Genomic DNA, 17,871 nt, shown 5'->3' with positions numbered 1-17,871 from the left:
GGGTTAGGGTGGGGTAAAAAATATTTGATACATCAACCATAACTTTTCAAACACCCTCTAAAATATTATCAAATTTTATTTTTTCCAATTGTAGAAAATAATCATGGTGCAATTTGTGGGCGTAAAAACTTAACTGTAATGCAATTTGTTTGGTAACAATCAATTTGCCTGTCGCTACAGATTGCTCCTGTGAATTCCTGGCAGTAACAAGAGGTGCATTATGATGAAACTTTTTAAACGATTATCCTGGGAAAAAAACCCTCAAAAGTCACAGCAGGGATTTACACTTTTAGAAGTGCTAGTTGCCATTATAGTGATTACTGCGTTTATAAACGTAGCAATGATGGGATTAGTAACTGCCGCTCTCTTTAAAAGTAAGGCTAAAGCGTACTCTAATGGTATTACTTGGATTCAAGCGGATCTAGAAGCAGTCAGAGATAAGGCAGCGAATTTATCCATCTTATCAGCTAATGCTGCTGCTCAACAAAAAGAAGTTGTGTTGGAATCCGCTGTTGGATTAGCAAATAACGATCAGGTAAGAATTGGAACAGATTCCACGACCTATACAATTCAAAGTATTAGTGGAAATTCGCTTACCCTTACAGCTAATCTTGCTATCGCTCAGTCTGCCAATGCATCTGTCACTGCGGTCAGCAAGTGTGCAGCCAAGTCCATTGATGCTGGCTTTGCTTATTACCTGCAACAGAATTTGCCTCAATTGGCCAATCAATTGACCAATACGACCAGTCCGACCACGACCGATACGACCAGTGGACAATATATCAGTGGAAAACAATACACAGTTTCTCGCCGTTCTACGATTGCAAGTAATGCAAGTACTCCTCCCTACGAAGTTCTGAGACTGTCCTATACTGTGACTTCTCAAAACAACAGTAATGTCAAAGTGGCATCAATGTATTCTGAGGTTGTTCCTAGTGCATTTTATCAATGTAACTAAGTATACTTTAATCAGTATTCTAATAATTAGTAACACCCTAACTTTATAGTGGAAATACTGTGAATAAAAAAATTCAAACTCAATTAATCCTTCGGAGGAAAGATGATGAATAAAAAACTGATGAATCAAAGACTCAAGATTGCTCTTTTCTATCTCTCTGACGAAGAGGGTTTTGTCATGCCTATTGCTGTGGGATTCGGGTTAGTCATGCTCATAATTGCTCTCACGATGATTATCAGATCCCAGGGTGATGTAGTCAGTGCATCATCTCAGAAAACGGTATCCGGAGCGTTGGCAGCAGCGGAGACAGGTATTACTTATTATCAAGGTGTTATCAGCAAAAATAAGGCTATTGCAGTTTACCCTGACTGTATCAGTCGAAGTGCAGATGGGACTTGCTCAGATACAGGCAGCAATCAAAAGAGTTGGTACAACGCTTCAGCGATATCAGAATTGAGTAGTGGTAGCAGTAGTAGTGATCCCTGTGGTGTTACTATTACCAGCGGCAACACCGCAGCCAACACTCCTACTGAAATAGTACAAAAATCTACTACAAACTGGCAAGATATAACAGACGCAATCTATGGTGTAAATCAAGGACAATTCAAGCTTGTTAGTTATTCAGGTGTACCAAGCAATACTGCTCCGGGAAATGCTACGCTAACGGTTCTAGGTCGAGTTAAGCAAAGTGGTACTGGCAATACAGCTACTTCTAAGTCTAATACAGCCACCACCAAGCTTGTAATCAGTATTCCTGTATCATCCACTACAACTCCAAATACGGTTACGAATACAGGTACAGCACCGGCTGGATTATGGGCAAATAGTTTTAGTTTTAGTGGTGGTAATGCCATAGCAAATGCAAATGTTCAGGATGCTAGTTGTGGCGCTTATGTTTGGATTAAGGATGCCAATGGAAACTATACTAGGATAGGAACTGTGGATGATGGTGATCCTAATACTGCTAATCCAAAGGGTACACTCATCCAGTCCAATCAGGCATTTCCGGATCTACCTAATGGTAACCAATATACGCCTCCGACATCGAATGTTAACAATATTTCCACTGGAATTAATCGTAATAATGGCACTCTAACACTTCCTGGTACGGGTGATATCAATAGCAATGGAGTAGCATTTAGTGCCACAGTACCGCAAAATTCAACATACATATATCGTATAGGCGCAAGCGGTAGCAATTCCATTAACTTAAGTGGAAATGCCAGTATAACTTTTGGATCTTCACGTGGTGCTTGTAACGAAACAATAATAATTTATGCCGATGCTGATCTTAATCTGAGTGGTAACGGTCTTGTTGCTCCAACTGTATGTGCAGGGGGACTAACAACAAAAGTTATTTTTTATACGGGACCAAATGCGAGTTTAACATTGACGGGTAACGGTGCAACTTACAACCCAAAGTATTTTAAATTTTATATGTATGGCACTGGGACCGAAGAAGTAAATCTCACGGGTAATGGTTCATCCTCCGCTTTCATATTTGCACCTTTTATAGCCACAAGATTAACGGGAAATGGTAACGTTTCTGGTTCTTTGTGGACAAAAAGTTTTACTGCTACTGGGAATGGAAATATTAATCAGTCTGCGGTTTCATGGACTGATTTATCAGAAATTTCCCAGCCTGCCTCTGGTAGTATTCAAACGATAAATCTTGGCAATGTTAATTCATGGCAGCGTCAGAGTGTAAATTAAGTAAGTGGATGATAAAAAACCGAAGTATTAACAAAAAGTAAAGTTGCCCAAAACTTCTTCTCTGTTCCTTTGTTATAAAGACAATTTTTAACGCCAACCTACTGAGATGATAGCTAATGTTACCTGATCATCTCCATGAAAATAGTCAGGGTTTCACTCTGATGAAAACGTCAACGATCCTTATTATTGGCATTTTAAGTGCAATAGCTTATACCCAGGTAATACTATATGAATCATGACAACACCCATCACAATGAAGATGGATTTACTTTACTAGAATTAATCGTAGTCATCCTTTTTGCCAGTATTCTAGTTGCTATTTCTGCTCCTAGTTTTTCAGCTTTAAATCGCAGGAATAAAGTTACTCAGGATCTCACTAGCGCTAAGAATGCTTTACTAGAAGCACAAAGAAGCGCTATTCGTCGAGGTCAAAACTGTGCGCTTTTGTTTTCTTATGATACATTACCTGATCCAAAGCCAGCACCAAAAATTAGTACCACTAGTGGTAACTGTCTATCTACAGGTACGGGCAAACTATATAACGTTTCTATGCAAGTATCTACAAATAATACTAGTTTAGTTAACATTACTGGTTCTAACACGGCTAATTTAACTTTTGATTATCTTGGTCAAATAACTGCCACAAACCCTATCACAATCGTACTCCAGCATGAAAGTAATACTGGAGATAAAAAGTGTATGGTTGTCTCGCAACCATTAGGATTAATTGCAACTGGCAAATATACTGGTACTAGTTCTACTGATATTTCATCCAATTGTACGCCTTAAAAAATATGTTAAACAATACTTTTAATATCAAAAAAAATATCCAATTTTTTCTTCAAAATTATAAAACTCGTCAATCTTCTCTCAATACAGATGAGGGATTTACTTTGCTAGAGTTATTAGTAGCAACAGCTATCATGTCCGGTGTTTTGACTATAGCTGGCATTGGTATTGTGGCTATGTTGCAACAAAATCGTAAAGCATTATCGGAAAGTGACAGACGTGCTAATTTGAGTCGGGCTTTAGATTATATTAGTAATGAAGTGAGAATGGCAAAGAGTGTTACTGCTCCAACTGTAACATTACCTTCAGGTGCGGTGGGCGTTTTACAATTAACAATTCCCCTTTACTCTTGTGGCGCTCTTAGTTCTGATAAAACCTATACTGTTGTTTACTATACCTTTAATAGTTCTGGTTTATGGCAGCTCCCAAAATCAATTAAGCGATATGCCAACATAACTACTCCTGTTCCTACTCCTACTCCCTGTCCTAGTCCTACTAATACTACTGCGCTTAGTCCTAGTCCTGATCCTGTTGCAACATTTGCAGATGATTCTAAGTATTTTATAGCTGATGCAGTACGAACCCCAAGCCCAACACCAAATCCAACTGCAACTGCAACTGCAACTCCAAATCCAAATCCAAATCCATTGTGTCCCAGTCCCAATACATTTTCAGGTAGTGAAGGCTTTTATGCTTGTATATATACAGGTGGTAAAAAAGTTGATCTTTATTTATACGGTAAATTAACCGAGACAGATACAACAACGCTTGAAGTTAAATCTACTGCTGTTACTAGAGCTAAATAATTGAACAATTGAATAATCGAGAAATTGGCGGTTGGAAATTAATAATGTAAGTTGCTAGTTGGGGATTTTGTCTGAATCAGGATTTCCAGGATTTGAGGATGGGATTGGGGTTTTTTATTGATTTTATTTGTGTTTGATTATGGTGCGTTACGCTGTCGCTAACACACCCTACTTGTTTTTTATGGTTGGGGATTTTGTCTGAATCAGTTACAAAATTTGTAGGTTGGGTAGAGGAACGAAACCCAACAAAATCATTGAAAATGTTGGGTTTTGCTGTCGCTCAACCCAACCTACATTTTTTAACCAACTTTTTGTAATTGGGCTACTCTGGGGTCTACAATTTTTTGTCCTAAACTCAGGAATTTAATCGCTACAGACACCTTATTTCCTTCTCCGAAAACGTGGGTAATTTCCCCAAGTCCGAAGGACTTATGTAATACTCTGTCACCTACTTGCCAAATTCCGGGAGTGGTTTGTTTACTAGTGGTTGCAGGTGTGGTTTTAGTCGAACTCCGGGTAACTTTATTTTGGGTAGTTAATAGTTCTGCGGGGATTTCATCGAGAAATTGCGATCGCATTGCCGGTTCTCTAGACCCATATAAACGCCTTTCTCTGGCATGAGATAGAAACAACCGTTCTTGAGCGCGGGTAATTCCCACATAACACAAACGCCGTTCCTCTTCTAACAATGAAGGATCTTGTAAAGAACGATAACCCGGAAAAAGTCCCTGTTCTAAACCCACTAAAAAGACAACAGGAAACTCCAACCCTTTAGAAGCGTGTAAAGTCATTAAAGAAACCGCTGTTTGTCCCTCTTTTAAATTATCTAAATCAGAACTCAAAGCCGCACTTTGCAAAAATGCCTGTAAAGAAATATCTTCTCCAGCATTTTCTTCTTGAAATTGCAGCATAGCATTATATAATTCATTGACATTACTAATTCTATTATCAGCTTCATCTGTAGCCTGATCTTGCAATTCCTTAATATAGCCAGAATCCTCTAAAACCCCTTGTAAAATTTCCGAACCGGGAACAACTTTGATTTGTTCTTGACGATTTTGAATCATGGCGGCGAAATTATTCACAGCTTTCGCCGAACGTCCTGCTAAAGTATTTACAGATGTTTCATCACTTAATATTTCCCATAAAGTTGTTCCTAATTGCTGGGAAGCATTCACCAAAGCATCAACAGTAGATTTACCAATTCCCCGCCGAGGTGTGTTGATAACTCGTAATAAACTGACAGTATCCGCTGGGTTATTAATCGCCCTTAAATATGCCACAGCATCTTTAATTTCTTTGCGATCGTAAAACTTCATGCCTCCCACAACCGTATAAGGAATTTGATATTTTACTAATAATTCTTCAAAAGGTCGAGATTGGGCATTTGTTCGATATAAAATTGCAAAGTTACCCCAATTTAATTCCGGGTGTTGATGTTCTAAATTTCTAATTTGGTTAATCACAAAAGCTGCTTCTGCCATTTCTTCATCAGCTTTATGACAATAAATTTCTTCCCCTGGTTCTCTTGTGGCTTTGAGGATTTTATCAATCCGTTGAGTATTATTTTCAATTAATTCATTAGCCGCTTGGAGAATATTTTCACATGAACGATAATTTTCTTCTAATTTCACCATAGAACGAGTATCATCATCTGCTAAACCATCCCCAAAATTTTCCTGAAATTCTAGCAAAATGGTAAAATCTGCCATTCTAAAACTATAAATTGACTGGTCAGCATCACCAACTACAAACACAGACCGATTTTGCCATTTCCATTCACTTTTACGGGTTTCTCCATTTGTCACCAAAAGCTGAATTAGATCATATTGAGTCCGGTTGGTATCTTGATATTCATCAACTAGAATATGAGAGAATTTTTGATGCCAATAAGCTAAAACTTGCTCATTTTGTTGAAATAATCGGGTAGGAATTAAAATTAAATCATCAAAATCTAAAGCGTTATTTTGGGCAAGTTTATCTTGATAGCGATTATAAACATCAGTAATAACTCTACCCCGATAGTCTGGTTGTTCACTTTCAAATTGTTGGGGAGAAAGTCCTTGATTTTTGGCGTTACTAATAGCGTAGCGAATAGATTTAGGTTCAAATTTTTTACTATCTAAATTTAAATCTTTGGTGACAATTTCTTTAATCACACTTTGGACATCCGATTCATCAAAGATAGAAAAGTTCTTATTCCATTTTCTACCTTTTTCATCTTGATACTTTTCGATATCCCAGCGCAGAATCCGCGAGAATAAACTGTGAAAAGTTCCACACCACATATCTTTAATAGTAGTGCGGTAAACCTGTGTTTTTAGTAAGCTTTGTTCATATTCTGTCAGTAAATCAAACTTTTTACCATGTTGTGATATTGCTAATTGTTCAGTAAATATCCTTTGAATTCTTTCCTTCATTTCCCTAGCAGCTTTATTGGTAAATGTCACCGCGAGGATATTTTCAGGATTAACACGATGTTTTATAATTAAATTGGCAATGCGGTAAGTCAGTGCCCGGGTTTTCCCGGAACCAGCGCCAGCCACCACTAACAATGGTCCGCAGTAGTGTTCGACTGCTTGACGTTGACTAGGATTAAGGTGAGCAAGAAAATCAATATTTGTGGTCATAAACTACAACAATGATGAAAAGGACAATTTGTTATCGGGTTATTCTGTCAACGTCGAACTCAGTACAAAGAATTAAACAAAAGCAGCATAATGGGGCAAAAATGATAAAAATTTACTTAAATTGCTAAACTTTGAGAAAATTTGATATAGTATTAGATTATTTGGTTTTATCCTTGCCTGTTCCATAACTAGCAACTTCATGTTACTGGATTTTGTGTAAAGTTTTATCATAAGAATACCCGGTAAGTGGGAAACGAGCGTGGCTTTAGCCCTGAGAGGGATGGTTCGACGCAGCTCACCAGCCACGACACGAGCAGTTCGACCTTTGACAGGCTCAGGGCATCGCAAGCTCACTGACCACGGTTTTAACCGCTGTGGATATTAAAATTGAAACCAGATTTTTGATTGGAATCTGGAAACCAACTCCCATTTCTGGGGTAATGTTAGCTTCGACCAGTTATAAGAGCTTGTTTTGCTTGCAACACTGTTCCAGTGACCTTAGAACTGTTTAATCACAAGCGACAGAGCGGGGAACTAGCTTCGCATTCCGAGGTGTCGTGACTCAAATAACGGCTACCCTTCGACTATGCTTAGGGTGGTCTGGTCAGTACGGCTTGCTTGATTACTCTTGCAAGCCCAGTCCCTTTAGGGCTGGGTTACTGACACTTATGAAGAACTCTAGATGTAAGATAAACCAATAATCTCTAATCTCTCACTCTGATTAGCGAGGGAAAGTGCCGGTTAACAGCCTTTTGGTTGTAAATATCTAGGTAAGAAACTCAACTTTCAAAATCATGGAAACAAAAATGCAAGAACCAGAATTTAAAGAAACCCAGTCTAAAGAAACAACCATACCCGAAATTAACACTCAAACCGGGAATTTGACCAAACTTCAACCTCCTATGCAGTCTCAAGAACAATGGCTGAAATATGGACAACAAATTTCTGGTTTTTTGGGGACATTACCAGACTATGTAGGTAAATTCTTTGGTCAATATCAGCAGCCCATTGTTAGTATTGGCTTAGTAGTGACAGGAGTAATCACAGTTAAGGTACTATTGGCTGTATTAGATGCTCTTAATGATGTTCCTTTGGTAGCACCTACCTTTGAATTAATTGGCATTGGTTATTCTGTGTGGTTTGTTTATCGCTATTTACTCAAAGCTTCTAGCAGACAGGAGTTATCTGAAGAAATTACCACACTCAAATCCCAAGTTGTGGGTAAGCACACTTCTAAATCTTAACTCACAAATTTAGATCATTTTAGATACCCGACTCTTTAAAGAAATCGGGTATCTTTTTTCTTTTTTACAACGGCTAGAAGCTGGACTTTTTTATCATACAAAGAACAAGTTCAAAGCCTCTCCTTTGCACCTTTCCCTAACCCTCTCCTAAGAGGGAAAAGGAAGAACATTTAATACTGGAGAGGTTTAAGTAATTGGACAAAAATATTTACAGAAACGCAAATTTAATAACCTGCAATTCTGACTTAACCTGAAATGGTGCGTTACGCTGTCGCTCTAAGCGAAGCCATGCCCGCAAGGGCTTTACACACCCTACTTTTGCACTTTATTTAATTCATATTCTACAGTCATTGCGAGCGAAGGGAAGCAATCACAACCCTTGCAATTGCTTCATTTCACTTCGTTCCCTATGGCTAACGCCACGCTGCGCTAACGCCATAACATTGTGTAATTAATTCTGTCTCACTACTTACCAGAGGGGTTTCATATTTGGTTAAACTATGAACGGTTTGCAGTATATTGAGTTGTCTTGAGAGGACTTTTGCTATGAGACTGGGAATATGGCTAACGCCACGCTACGCTATCATTCCCAGTTGGGTTATGGGTTTTACGTTAAGTTGACACTATTAAGCATTGCTAACCCCCTACCGGGAGAATCAAATAATTAAGCCGTGTTGAGTATAAATGTTAAACTGCATATATATCACTCATATAACTCTAAATATATGTGGCAAAAAGATTATTTATAACTGAAAGATCACAGTTGTGTTTATAAATAATACATTCTAGTGTCGTATAATAATTTGTAAAAGTTTAGCACTGCTCAATAGTGTCAAGTACCTCCCAGCCAGGGAATTAATTCCCTGTCTAATAGCTCAAGTCGGTTGAAACCGACTATTTTGGCGGTATTTATTCTAAAATAGGATAATTCCTGATTTTGATTTAATCACAGTGCGTTTTAACGCACTTGAGCTATTAGACCGGAACTTCAGTTCCGGGCGGGTGTGAAAGCTTATTTGGGAATCAATTCTCTGCCTTCAATGATATTAGAGGCAGAGCCTCATCAACTGCATTCCTAGTCAGAGACTAGGAACGAGATGTGGTAGGGATTTGAGCTTAAGTTGACACCAATGAAGCTCTTGCTTTACCCCTACCCACAGAATCAAATTATTAAGCCGTGTTACGTATACATCATGGGGTGATGATGTTTCGCTAAAAAACGCAAAAACGCCAACCGAAAAAAGAGATTTATAGTATTGACAAACAATTTTAAATATGCTATGGTAAACTTGATAAGGAAGAACTATCTTGTTGTTAATTAAGAATAGAGTAACAAATCCCCGACTTCTTCAAGAAGCCGAGGATGTTTTTGTGATTCAAAGCACTCGCAACACGCTAGGAATACTATCTATTGATTCCATTGCTTGAATTTCTGCCAAAGCTTGTCTAAAGTCCCCTTCTCGGACAGTGTGGGTAACAACGACAATTTCTGCTAGTTCTCCCTGAAAACCAGTTTGGACGACTGATTCTAAACTCACGCCATAATTGCCAAAACAAGTTCCCAGTCTACCAATGACTCCCGCTTGGTCTTTGCTGAGGAAACGGGCATAAAACCGGGTTACTAACTCGGAAATGGGGGTAATTTGCGAGTAATGTTGATGTCTACAAGCGAGGAGAGGATTTGGTTTAGCTGTATTAGTTTTCAGAGTAGCAACAAGATTCAAGATATCTGATGATACAGCACTAGCGGTAGCCCCAGCCCCAGCCCCAGGACCGAATAACATCACCTGTCCTATAGGTTCTCCTTCCACAAGAATGGCATTGTAAACACCGTTGATACTAGCTAAAGGATGGGTTTGGGGAACTAGGGTAGGATGAACTCTCACGGAAAGTCGGGAATTATCTTGATCTAAGTGTTGAGCTATCCCCAATAATTTAATCACAAATCCTAATTTAGCGCTGTATGCAATATCTGTTTTTGTAACTTGGCGAATACCTTCGCAATAAACATCATCTCGATTAATTCGGCCATCAAATCCTAAAGATGCCAAAATAGCAATCTTATCTCCGGCATCCAAACCATCAACATCCGCTGTGGGGTCAGCTTCAGCATAACCCAACCTCTGAGCATCTGCTAAGACATCATCAAATTCACTCCCTTCTGTTTGCATCTTGGTGAGGATGTAGTTGGTTGTACCATTGACAATACCCATGATAGCGTTAATGCGATTAACGCTTAAGGATTGCTTGAGGGGTTGAATTACAGGAATACCACCACCAACGGCGGCTTCTAGCAGCACATAGACACCCGCTTGATTAGCAGCGGTGAATATTTCGCCACCAAATCGAGAAATTACGGCTTTATTGGCAGTAACTACGTGCTTACCATTTTTAATAGCTGTCAAGATGAGTGTGTGTGCGGGTTCTAATCCCCCCATCAGTTCTACAACTATATCTACGGCTGGATCATTAACAATTGCTTCTAAATCCGTAGTTATCACCTCTGGAGATAATTCTACAGCACGGGGTTTCGTGAGCGATCGCACACCCACTCGATAGATTTCAATGTCCTGTAACAGCGGATGACGACCTACATTGTCTTGCAACAGTTGCACTGTCCCTGTTCCCACCGTACCTAATCCAAGTATTCCTAATTTGACAGCCACAGATTTTGCACCCACAATGAACTTATATAGAAATATAGAACAATAAAACAATTGTAGGCAGAGCATAAGCCCTACCTACTAATTATCTTCTTTTAATTGTCCAATGACCAATGACTAATGACCACTGACTAAATTAGTATGTTTCTACGTGCCAGCGGTGAGCTTTTTTTAGATCCTTTTGGTAATCACTCCAAACTACACCTTCTTTAGCCGCAGCAGCACTTAAAGCAGCATCAATGCCATCTTCCATACCGCGCAAACCGCAGATGTAAGTGTGAGTTTTTTCATTTTTAATTAACTGCCACAATTCATCAGCGTGTTCTGCAACTCGGTCTTGGATGTACATTCTGCCACCTGCGGGGTTATTTTGTTCCCGGCTGATAGCATAGGTGAGACGGAAGTTTTCTGGATATTTCTCTTGCATTGCTTCCAATTCTTCTTTGTAGAGAATATTGGGAGATGTTGGCACCCCAAACAATAACCAGGAAAATCCTTGAAATTGATATTCTGGGTTAGCTTTTCTTTCTGCATCCTTAAACATCCGCCACAGATAAGTCCGCATAGGCGCAATACCTGTACCTGTTGCTAACATGATCACATTAGCTTCAGGATCTTCCGGCAATAACATTTCCTTACCAACAGGACCAGTGATTTTGACATCATCACCTGGTTTAATTTTACTCAGATAGGTAGAACAAACACCATAAACCGTTTCACCTGTTTCTGGATGCTTGTACTCTAACTGACGAACACACAGAGATATTGTTTTATCATCTAGATTATCGCCGTGACGAGTAGAAGCAATGGAGTACAGTCTGAGTTTTTCAGGCTTACCATTCTTATCTACACCAGGAGGAATAATCCCAATACTTTGTCCTTCTAAATACCTCAAGTTGCCGGCAGACAGGTCAAACTTGAGATGTTGAACAATCCCAATTCCACCCTCTTTAACTAATGTTTCATTAGAAATACACTTACCAATAAACGGAGCATTAGGACGGTAAATGTTCACAGGAACATCAGCATGAGCATCTTTTTTGGCTTTTGCTTGAGTCATGGAGTTGCCTTTCTTATCCTTAGCTGGTGTTTTAGCAAAGCCTTTAGCTTCACTAACATTACTTACAGGTGTGGATTTACCATGTTCATCTTTGTTAGCACTTACTTCAGCCGCGACTTCGCTGCTAACTTTAATGTCAGCAGTGGCCAATTCAACTTTTTCGTTAACTACTAAGTCAACTTTGCGATTGAGTTGCTGTAAAGCTGTAACAGATTGGATACTAACAATTTTACCGCCCAGGCGAGTGATCCGTCGCATTTCTTGATTCATGCGGTTGTAAGGTACTCTGATGAATACACTGCCACTTCTACGAATTTGGTAGTTGGTTTGATCAGTTTCTTCAACCTGACGCAGACCCACCACTTCGTAAACGAAGACGCGGCTACCTGATTCTATATTGGCAGCACCCTCAACAGCACCTTGATTGTACATTCCTTCTAACACTCCGATATTTACTTAACCGTTTATCAAAAAAAAATCATTCCCATCCTTATGCGAGGTTTAGTTTACCGGATTTTCGGATCACAAAACTAGCCATCTGGGAAAACGACATCATTTATGATGATGCCCTGCTCAGTACACTCGCCCAAGACCAGTAGGCATGGCAAAAAACACACCTGTTCACCTTCTAAATTAGAGGATAAGTCTTTGCGAGAATGTTAATAGTGAATCACTTTAATCTTTTTTTCTTGAACTACATAGTCTTAGGCTTGTTAATCAAACATTCTACTATATATTGATCATGCAAAAATCCTGGGTTTGCAAAAAAGCCTTTCGATTTATAACTTTAGTTTGGATTGAACTAAAACTACCAGTAATATCTTACCATGACAGTGCAGTAACGGACTTTATTAAGTAATTGGACAAAAATATTTACAGTCATTGCGAGCGAAGGGAAGCAATTACAACTCTGGCGAACTGCTTGCAGCAGCGCTAGTTCCCTCCGGGACGCTCCGCGAACGCTATCGCTTCATTTCACTTCGTTCCCTATGGCTAACGCCACGCTGCGCTAACGCAATGACATTATGTAATTAATTCTGTCTCACTACTTAATAATCAATTTTGTATGTACAGTACATTTTAAGTATACTGCAAACGGTTCATTGCTTAAACAAATATGAAACCCCTCTGGTAAACCTCTCCTTTGCACCCCTCCCTGACCCTCCCCTACAAGGGAGGGAAAAGGAGCAGCTTTTATAATTGGAGAGGCTTTGAACTTGTTATTTGTATTAGAAAAAAGTCCAATTTTTAGCCATTTTGAGTATAAATTAAATATAGCGTTAAAATTACTACATAATTTAGCGTAGTGCGAGTTGAGCCATAGGTTACACTGTACTATCAAACACTAACAAGCTTTTACACATTCTTTGTTCTCTCGATCAGGAACTGAGCGACTTGTACTGAGCTTGTCGAAGTCAGCCAAAGTGCTAACTCCTATTTTCTCTCACATCTAAAAAAAATGTATCATCTATGGCAGAATATTAAACAGATAATTGCTAGGAAACTAGATTCGTTCTTAAGGTAAATCTTGTGAGAGTACACCCCATTCTGTTAAAATTTAGGGCAACACTAAGATTAAATACTTACCAGCTATAAAATTAGGCTAATTAGGACGAGTAACTGCTATAGGCGTACAAGTTATTTGTTGAAATCTGTCATCGTTATGCTGGATAGCCAGAACGTAGGACAATACCTTTGGGGTAAGCTCCTAGATTCAGAATCTGCTGTGAGAAAAATTATTGATTGACACATTTAGTATTTAGAGGGAATTTATGACTAAGCCGGAACGCGTGGTACTAATTGGAGTAGCCGGAGACTCTGGGTGCGGTAAATCTACGTTTTTGCGTCGGTTGATTGATTTATTTGGCGAAGAATTTATGACAGTTATCTGTTTAGATGACTATCATTGCCTAGATCGTAAACAACGTAAAGAAACAGGCATAACTGCACTTGACCCCAGAGCAAATAACTTTGACTTAATGTATGAACAAATTAAGTCTCTTAAAGAAGGTCAGGCGATTCATAAGCCAATTTATAACCACGAAACTGGCATGATTGATCCACCAGAATGGATTGAGCCAAATCATATTATTGTTGTAGAAGGGCTGCATCCTTTGTATGATGAACGAGTAAGAGCGCTTTTAGACTTCAGTGTTTATTTTGATATCGGCGATGAAGTCAAAATTGCTTGGAAAATTCAACGCGATATGGCTGAAAGAGGTCACCGCTATGAAGATGTTCTAGCACAAATCAATTCTCGTAAACCTGATTTTGAAAAATTCATCGAACCACAAAGAGAATTTGCTGACGTGGTTCTGCAAGTATTACCCACAAACTTAATTAAAAACGATACAGAACGTAAAGTTTTACGGGTACGGATGTTACAACGGGAAGGTAAAGAAGGCTTTGAGCCAAGTTACCTGTTTGACGAAGGTTCAACAATTCAGTGGACTCCTTGCGGACGCAAACTGACCTGTTCTTACCCCGGTATGCAGCTTTACTACGGTTCTGATGTTTACTATGGTCGTTACGTCTCTGTTTTAGAAGTAGACGGTCAATTTGATAACCTCGATGAAGTAATTTACATTGAAACTCATTTGAGCAAAACATCCACCAAATATCAAGGTGAGATGACTCACTTGTTACTACAACACCGTGAATACCCAGGTTCTAATAATGGTACTGGTTTATTCCAAGTATTGACAGGGTTGAAAATGCGTGATGCTTATGAGCGATTGACAGCTAAAGAAGCAAAATTAGCAGTTCAAGTCTAAAACAGCAGTTTGTGTCAAAGTTCAGGGGGAACAGTTAAATATGTTCCCTCTTTTTTTTGTCTGAATCAGGATGTCCAGGATTTGAGGATTTGCAGGATTGTTATTTGGATATTATTTGATTGTGGCAGAATTAAGTGAATATTTTGTCTGAATCAGGATGTCCAGGATTTGAGGATTTACAGGATTGTTATTTGCATATTAAGTAATTGGACAAAAATATTTACAGTCATTGCGAGCGAAGGGAAGCAATCACAACCCTGGCGAACTGCTTGCAGCAGCGCTAGTTCCCTCCGGGACGCTCCGCGAACGCTATCGCTTCATTTCACTTCGTTCCATATGGCTAACGCTACGCTGCGCTAACGCAATGACATTGTGTAATTAATTCTGTCTCACTACTTATTTGATTGTGGCAGAATTAAGTGAATATTTTGTCTGAATCAGGATTTCCAGGATTCGAGGATTGACAGGATTGTTATTTGCATATTAAGTAATTGGACAAAAATATTTACAGTCATTGCGAGCGAAGGGAAGCAATCACAACCCTGGAGATTGCTTGATTTCACTTCGTTCCATATGGCTAACGCCACGCTGCGCTAACGCAATGACATTGTGTAATTAATTCTGTCTCACTACTTATTTGATTGTGGCAGAATTAAGTGAATATTTTGTCTGAATCAGGATTTCCAGGATTCGAGGATTGACAGGATTGTTATTTGCATATTGTTTGATTGTGGCAGAATTAAGGATTATGATGATAAGTGGAAAAGAATAAGCTGTTGTGCATTTAGTTTGTATAATTCTAGCGGGCAAGATGCCCTCACTACAAAGTTCAAGTAAATTTTGGTTATCAAATCTAGCTGCGTAACAGCTTATCTAGTAAATGCCTAAAATAAACAACATTCTCTAAACACTATAAATTGCAGAAGATTCCTAGACTAATTCAAAAATAACATCCTGTAAATCCTTTAATCCTGAATATCCTGATTCTGACAAAATTTATTTCTGATTAAATTTACATTTAACAGTAATTTTAATATTACTGCTAGTTTTTCCTGTGACAATATAAGGGATTCCTGTCATTCCTCCGACATTAACGCCAAATTCTAAAGTAACTTCAGCAACTTCGGCTAGAGCTAAATCTTTGAAGGATTGAATAATATGTTTTGAATAGGATTGAATAGTTTTTTGGAGTTTGTCTCCCTGTTCTTTAATATTCAGTTTTTCGTTCAGTTTTTCTAAGCCAAAACTGCGGTCTGCTTGTTCAGGGGTGGGAATTAGAAAATCTAGGTTCTCATTTTCTGGAGGCTGGGGAATAGGTTCAGCAATATTTTCTGATGCTTCAATATAAATAATTGTTCCGTCTTCTAATTGAATCGGCGTTAGTTGTGACATAAAGGTAAATTATCTTTTACAATGTAACCGTCATCTGATGCCACGACCAAAGCGCGACTCAATACCAGCATACAGTTATCATATTACCACTCGTTGTAATAACCGTGAATTTTAATTAACTCGTCACAAAAGCCGTCAGGTGTTTCTCTATACTCAGATATATTTACGCTAACCTAAAGGCTGCGGAAATGCAAAAAGGCTTTTTGAATAACGAATAGTCACCTATTCAAGCAGTAGCAAATTCTGTTAAACTGCGTTTACTGGGATGCTGGAAACCTAAAATAATATCGCTTTGAGGTATTCCTGTTGATAGCAAATCATCAACAACACATAAATTAGTTGCATCTTCTTCTACCCAAACTTTACCGTTTTTGATGCAAAGATAGATGATAATATGCTGTATTTGTTTTTTGTCATCCCAGCCAAATCGAAACCAAATATATTGATCTCTGTTTTCATCAAAAGCTAAACGTTCACTAGCCTCCATTTTGCCATTTTCAACATTTTGAGGATTACTCATTTCGTAATATTCTGTCAATATCTTTTTGATAGCATGACGATATTGTTCTAGTTTATCCATTGTTCAATTTCCTCCTTTTCTGTATTCACAACTATTAATAAAAGTTGATTTTCTTGGATGACTGCTTGTACAGACTTACGTTGAAAATTTTTATGGAAACTCTGGTTCAAAATAATTGACAGCCTTATTGTGTGGGCATTTCATTAAAAATATGGGCATAATTGTTTCTAACCCCTACGGGGCAATAGTTTTGTTATAATCAATCCTCAATCACCATAAAAACAACGCAAAAGCCGAATTAATTTTTAGCCTTACTATTTTTAATGATTGCATGAAGAATAGAAATCAATTCATTAGATTCATTTAGTAAAGGAAGTAATCTTGGTTCTAGTTGTTTCTCGGTGGCGATTAGGATTTTTAACCAATAATTTGTTTCTCTAGCCTCCTTCAAAGAAATACTCATTTTATGAATAAAATCAGGTTTATTTTCTGCATTTTGTGCTTCTTCAACATTAGCACCAATACTTGATTCCAGAGCGTATTAATTGTTTACTTAAATCATATCCTGTTCCACCATTTTCTCTCAGAAACTTACAAAGATTAACTATTCTTATGCTAAAGTTTAGAGTTCTTTCTTGTATATCTTTATTGGCCATTTTTAATGATATTTAATCTAAACAATTTACTGGTAATTTGTTAATAATTGGTGGCAAAAAAGAAAAATTTTATGATGGTTTTTTCGGTTCTTCGGTTATTTTTATGGAAACCCTGGTTCAAAATCATTGAAAGCCCTATTGTGTAGGCATTTCATTGAAAATATGGAAATAATTATTTATAACCCTTGTCCCGTAAGGGTTTTGTTATCATCAATCCTCAATCACCATAAAAGAGACGCAAGAGCCGTTTTTTCTAAATTCTAAATTCTAAATTCTAAATTCTAAGAAAGCCTTATCTGCTACAACCTACAAGTCTCTGCAAGAAGAGAGGAATCTCAATTTTCATCCGCAGTACCTCCGTAATCGGTAACGTACCTCGACGCTTATGCAAGTCTAAATTAGTTACTTCCCATAAAGGTAATTCATCGTATCTCATCCAGTCTCCCCCTTCGTCTTTGCCCCTCTTCCATCCCACCATTTCGACAAAACTATTATACCCTTCCTCGTTCCATTTTGTAAATGTTCCCTTTTCCCAGTCAAAATCTAAAGAATTACCTGTTTCCAGATATATCCTTTTCTGAACACTAAAACCGAATTTTCCTTTTGAGTTATCCACCCATAATTTATCTACTTTTTGTAAATCCTTACAGTTAAAGTTTTTAATAT

14 protein-coding genes are annotated in these 17,871 nt (G+C 38.2%); 6 read left to right on the top strand and 8 right to left on the bottom strand.

Features of this window, described 5'->3' with window-relative positions; genetic code table 11:
- Positions 1-220 precede the first annotated feature (220 nt).
- The 4 genes from IQ228_RS06800 (at position 221) to IQ228_RS06785 (ending at position 4,266) form a co-directional block, all read left to right on the top strand.
- Positions 221-958: a prepilin-type N-terminal cleavage/methylation domain-containing protein gene (locus IQ228_RS06800; RefSeq protein WP_193962466.1), complete on the top strand. Its 738-nt coding sequence runs from the start codon at positions 221-223 to the stop codon at positions 956-958.
- 102 nt (positions 959-1,060) lie between these two features.
- Positions 1,061-2,671 carry a hypothetical protein gene (locus tag IQ228_RS06795; protein ID WP_193962465.1) on the top strand — a complete coding sequence of 537 codons (1,611 nt, stop codon included), beginning with the start codon at positions 1,061-1,063 and terminating at the stop codon, positions 2,669-2,671.
- Between the two features lie 228 nt (positions 2,672-2,899).
- Positions 2,900-3,460 carry a Tfp pilus assembly protein FimT/FimU gene (locus tag IQ228_RS06790; RefSeq protein WP_193962464.1) on the top strand — a complete coding sequence of 187 codons (561 nt, stop codon included), beginning with the start codon at positions 2,900-2,902 and terminating at the stop codon, positions 3,458-3,460.
- A 5-nt stretch (positions 3,461-3,465) separates the two neighbouring features.
- Complete coding sequence (locus IQ228_RS06785; RefSeq protein ID WP_193962463.1) at positions 3,466-4,266, top strand: type II secretion system protein J; 801 nt, start codon at positions 3,466-3,468, stop codon at positions 4,264-4,266.
- A 299-nt stretch (positions 4,267-4,565) separates the two neighbouring features.
- On the opposite strand, the gene pcrA is transcribed toward IQ228_RS06785, so the two are convergent.
- A complete protein-coding gene (gene pcrA, locus IQ228_RS06780) occupies positions 4,566-6,896 on the bottom strand; it encodes a DNA helicase PcrA (RefSeq protein WP_193962462.1) in 2,331 nt (776 codons plus the stop codon).
- An 806-nt stretch (positions 6,897-7,702) separates the two neighbouring features.
- Here pcrA and IQ228_RS06775 point away from each other — a divergent pair.
- Entirely contained in the window at positions 7,703-8,140 is a 438-nt protein-coding gene (locus IQ228_RS06775) for a CAAD domain-containing protein (protein ID WP_027403284.1), read from the top strand.
- Positions 8,141-9,516: 1,376 nt separating this feature from the next.
- Here IQ228_RS06775 and IQ228_RS06770 read toward each other — a convergent pair.
- Both IQ228_RS06770 and petH read right to left on the bottom strand, forming a co-directional pair.
- Entirely contained in the window at positions 9,517-10,806 is a 1,290-nt protein-coding gene (locus tag IQ228_RS06770; protein WP_193962468.1) for a homoserine dehydrogenase, read from the bottom strand.
- A 133-nt stretch (positions 10,807-10,939) separates the two neighbouring features.
- A complete protein-coding gene (petH, locus tag IQ228_RS06765; RefSeq protein WP_193962467.1) occupies positions 10,940-12,295 on the bottom strand; it encodes a ferredoxin--NADP reductase in 1,356 nt (451 codons plus the stop codon).
- Between the two features lie 1,340 nt (positions 12,296-13,635).
- Here petH and IQ228_RS06760 point away from each other — a divergent pair.
- Positions 13,636-14,637: a phosphoribulokinase gene (locus IQ228_RS06760; protein ID WP_027403287.1), complete on the top strand. Its 1,002-nt coding sequence runs from the start codon at positions 13,636-13,638 to the stop codon at positions 14,635-14,637.
- A 996-nt stretch (positions 14,638-15,633) separates the two neighbouring features.
- Here IQ228_RS06760 and IQ228_RS06755 read toward each other — a convergent pair.
- From IQ228_RS06755 to IQ228_RS06735, 5 genes are all read right to left on the bottom strand, one after another.
- On the bottom strand, positions 15,634-16,029 hold the full coding sequence (locus tag IQ228_RS06755; RefSeq protein ID WP_193962461.1) for a CU044_2847 family protein: 396 nt from the start codon (positions 16,027-16,029) through the stop codon (positions 15,634-15,636).
- Positions 16,030-16,255: 226 nt separating this feature from the next.
- Positions 16,256-16,609: a XisI protein gene (locus IQ228_RS06750; protein WP_027403289.1), complete on the bottom strand. Its 354-nt coding sequence runs from the start codon at positions 16,607-16,609 to the stop codon at positions 16,256-16,258.
- Positions 16,597-16,719: an element excision factor XisH family protein gene (locus IQ228_RS06745; protein ID WP_228043730.1), complete on the bottom strand. Its 123-nt coding sequence runs from the start codon at positions 16,717-16,719 to the stop codon at positions 16,597-16,599. Before IQ228_RS06745 ends, IQ228_RS06750 begins: the two co-directional genes overlap by 13 nt.
- Positions 16,720-16,847: 128 nt before the next feature.
- Positions 16,848-17,021 carry a four helix bundle protein gene (locus IQ228_RS27370; protein ID WP_370566834.1) on the bottom strand — a complete coding sequence of 58 codons (174 nt, stop codon included), beginning with the start codon at positions 17,019-17,021 and terminating at the stop codon, positions 16,848-16,850.
- A gap of 476 nt (positions 17,022-17,497) precedes the next feature.
- Positions 17,498-17,871: GUN4 domain-containing protein (locus tag IQ228_RS06735; protein WP_193962460.1), on the bottom strand; the 374-nt coding region annotated here is incomplete at its 5' end.

The organism is Dolichospermum sp. LEGE 00246, assembly GCF_015207865.1.
Lineage (GTDB): Bacteria > Cyanobacteriota > Cyanobacteriia > Cyanobacteriales > Nostocaceae > Dolichospermum > Dolichospermum heterosporum.
This window is presented reverse-complemented; position numbering and strand designations above follow the sequence as displayed.

Excerpts from the sequence above, each read along its gene's own strand:
- IQ228_RS06800 (WP_193962466.1), top strand. The coding sequence starts at position 221 with ATGATGAAACTTTTTAAACGATTATCCTGGGAAAAAAACCCTCAAAAG.
- IQ228_RS06795 (WP_193962465.1), top strand. The coding sequence starts at position 1,061 with ATGATGAATAAAAAACTGATGAATCAAAGACTCAAGATTGCTCTTTTC.
- IQ228_RS06790 (WP_193962464.1), top strand. The coding sequence starts at position 2,900 with ATGAATCATGACAACACCCATCACAATGAAGATGGATTTACTTTACTA.
- IQ228_RS06785 (WP_193962463.1), top strand. The coding sequence starts at position 3,466 with ATGTTAAACAATACTTTTAATATCAAAAAAAATATCCAATTTTTTCTT.
- pcrA (WP_193962462.1), bottom strand. The coding sequence starts at position 6,896 with ATGACCACAAATATTGATTTTCTTGCTCACCTTAATCCTAGTCAACGT.
- IQ228_RS06775 (WP_027403284.1), top strand. The coding sequence starts at position 7,703 with ATGCAAGAACCAGAATTTAAAGAAACCCAGTCTAAAGAAACAACCATA.
- petH (WP_193962467.1), bottom strand. The coding sequence starts at position 12,295 with ATGTACAATCAAGGTGCTGTTGAGGGTGCTGCCAATATAGAATCAGGT.
- IQ228_RS06760 (WP_027403287.1), top strand. The coding sequence starts at position 13,636 with ATGACTAAGCCGGAACGCGTGGTACTAATTGGAGTAGCCGGAGACTCT.
- IQ228_RS06755 (WP_193962461.1), bottom strand. The coding sequence starts at position 16,029 with ATGTCACAACTAACGCCGATTCAATTAGAAGACGGAACAATTATTTAT.
- IQ228_RS06750 (WP_027403289.1), bottom strand. The coding sequence starts at position 16,609 with ATGGATAAACTAGAACAATATCGTCATGCTATCAAAAAGATATTGACA.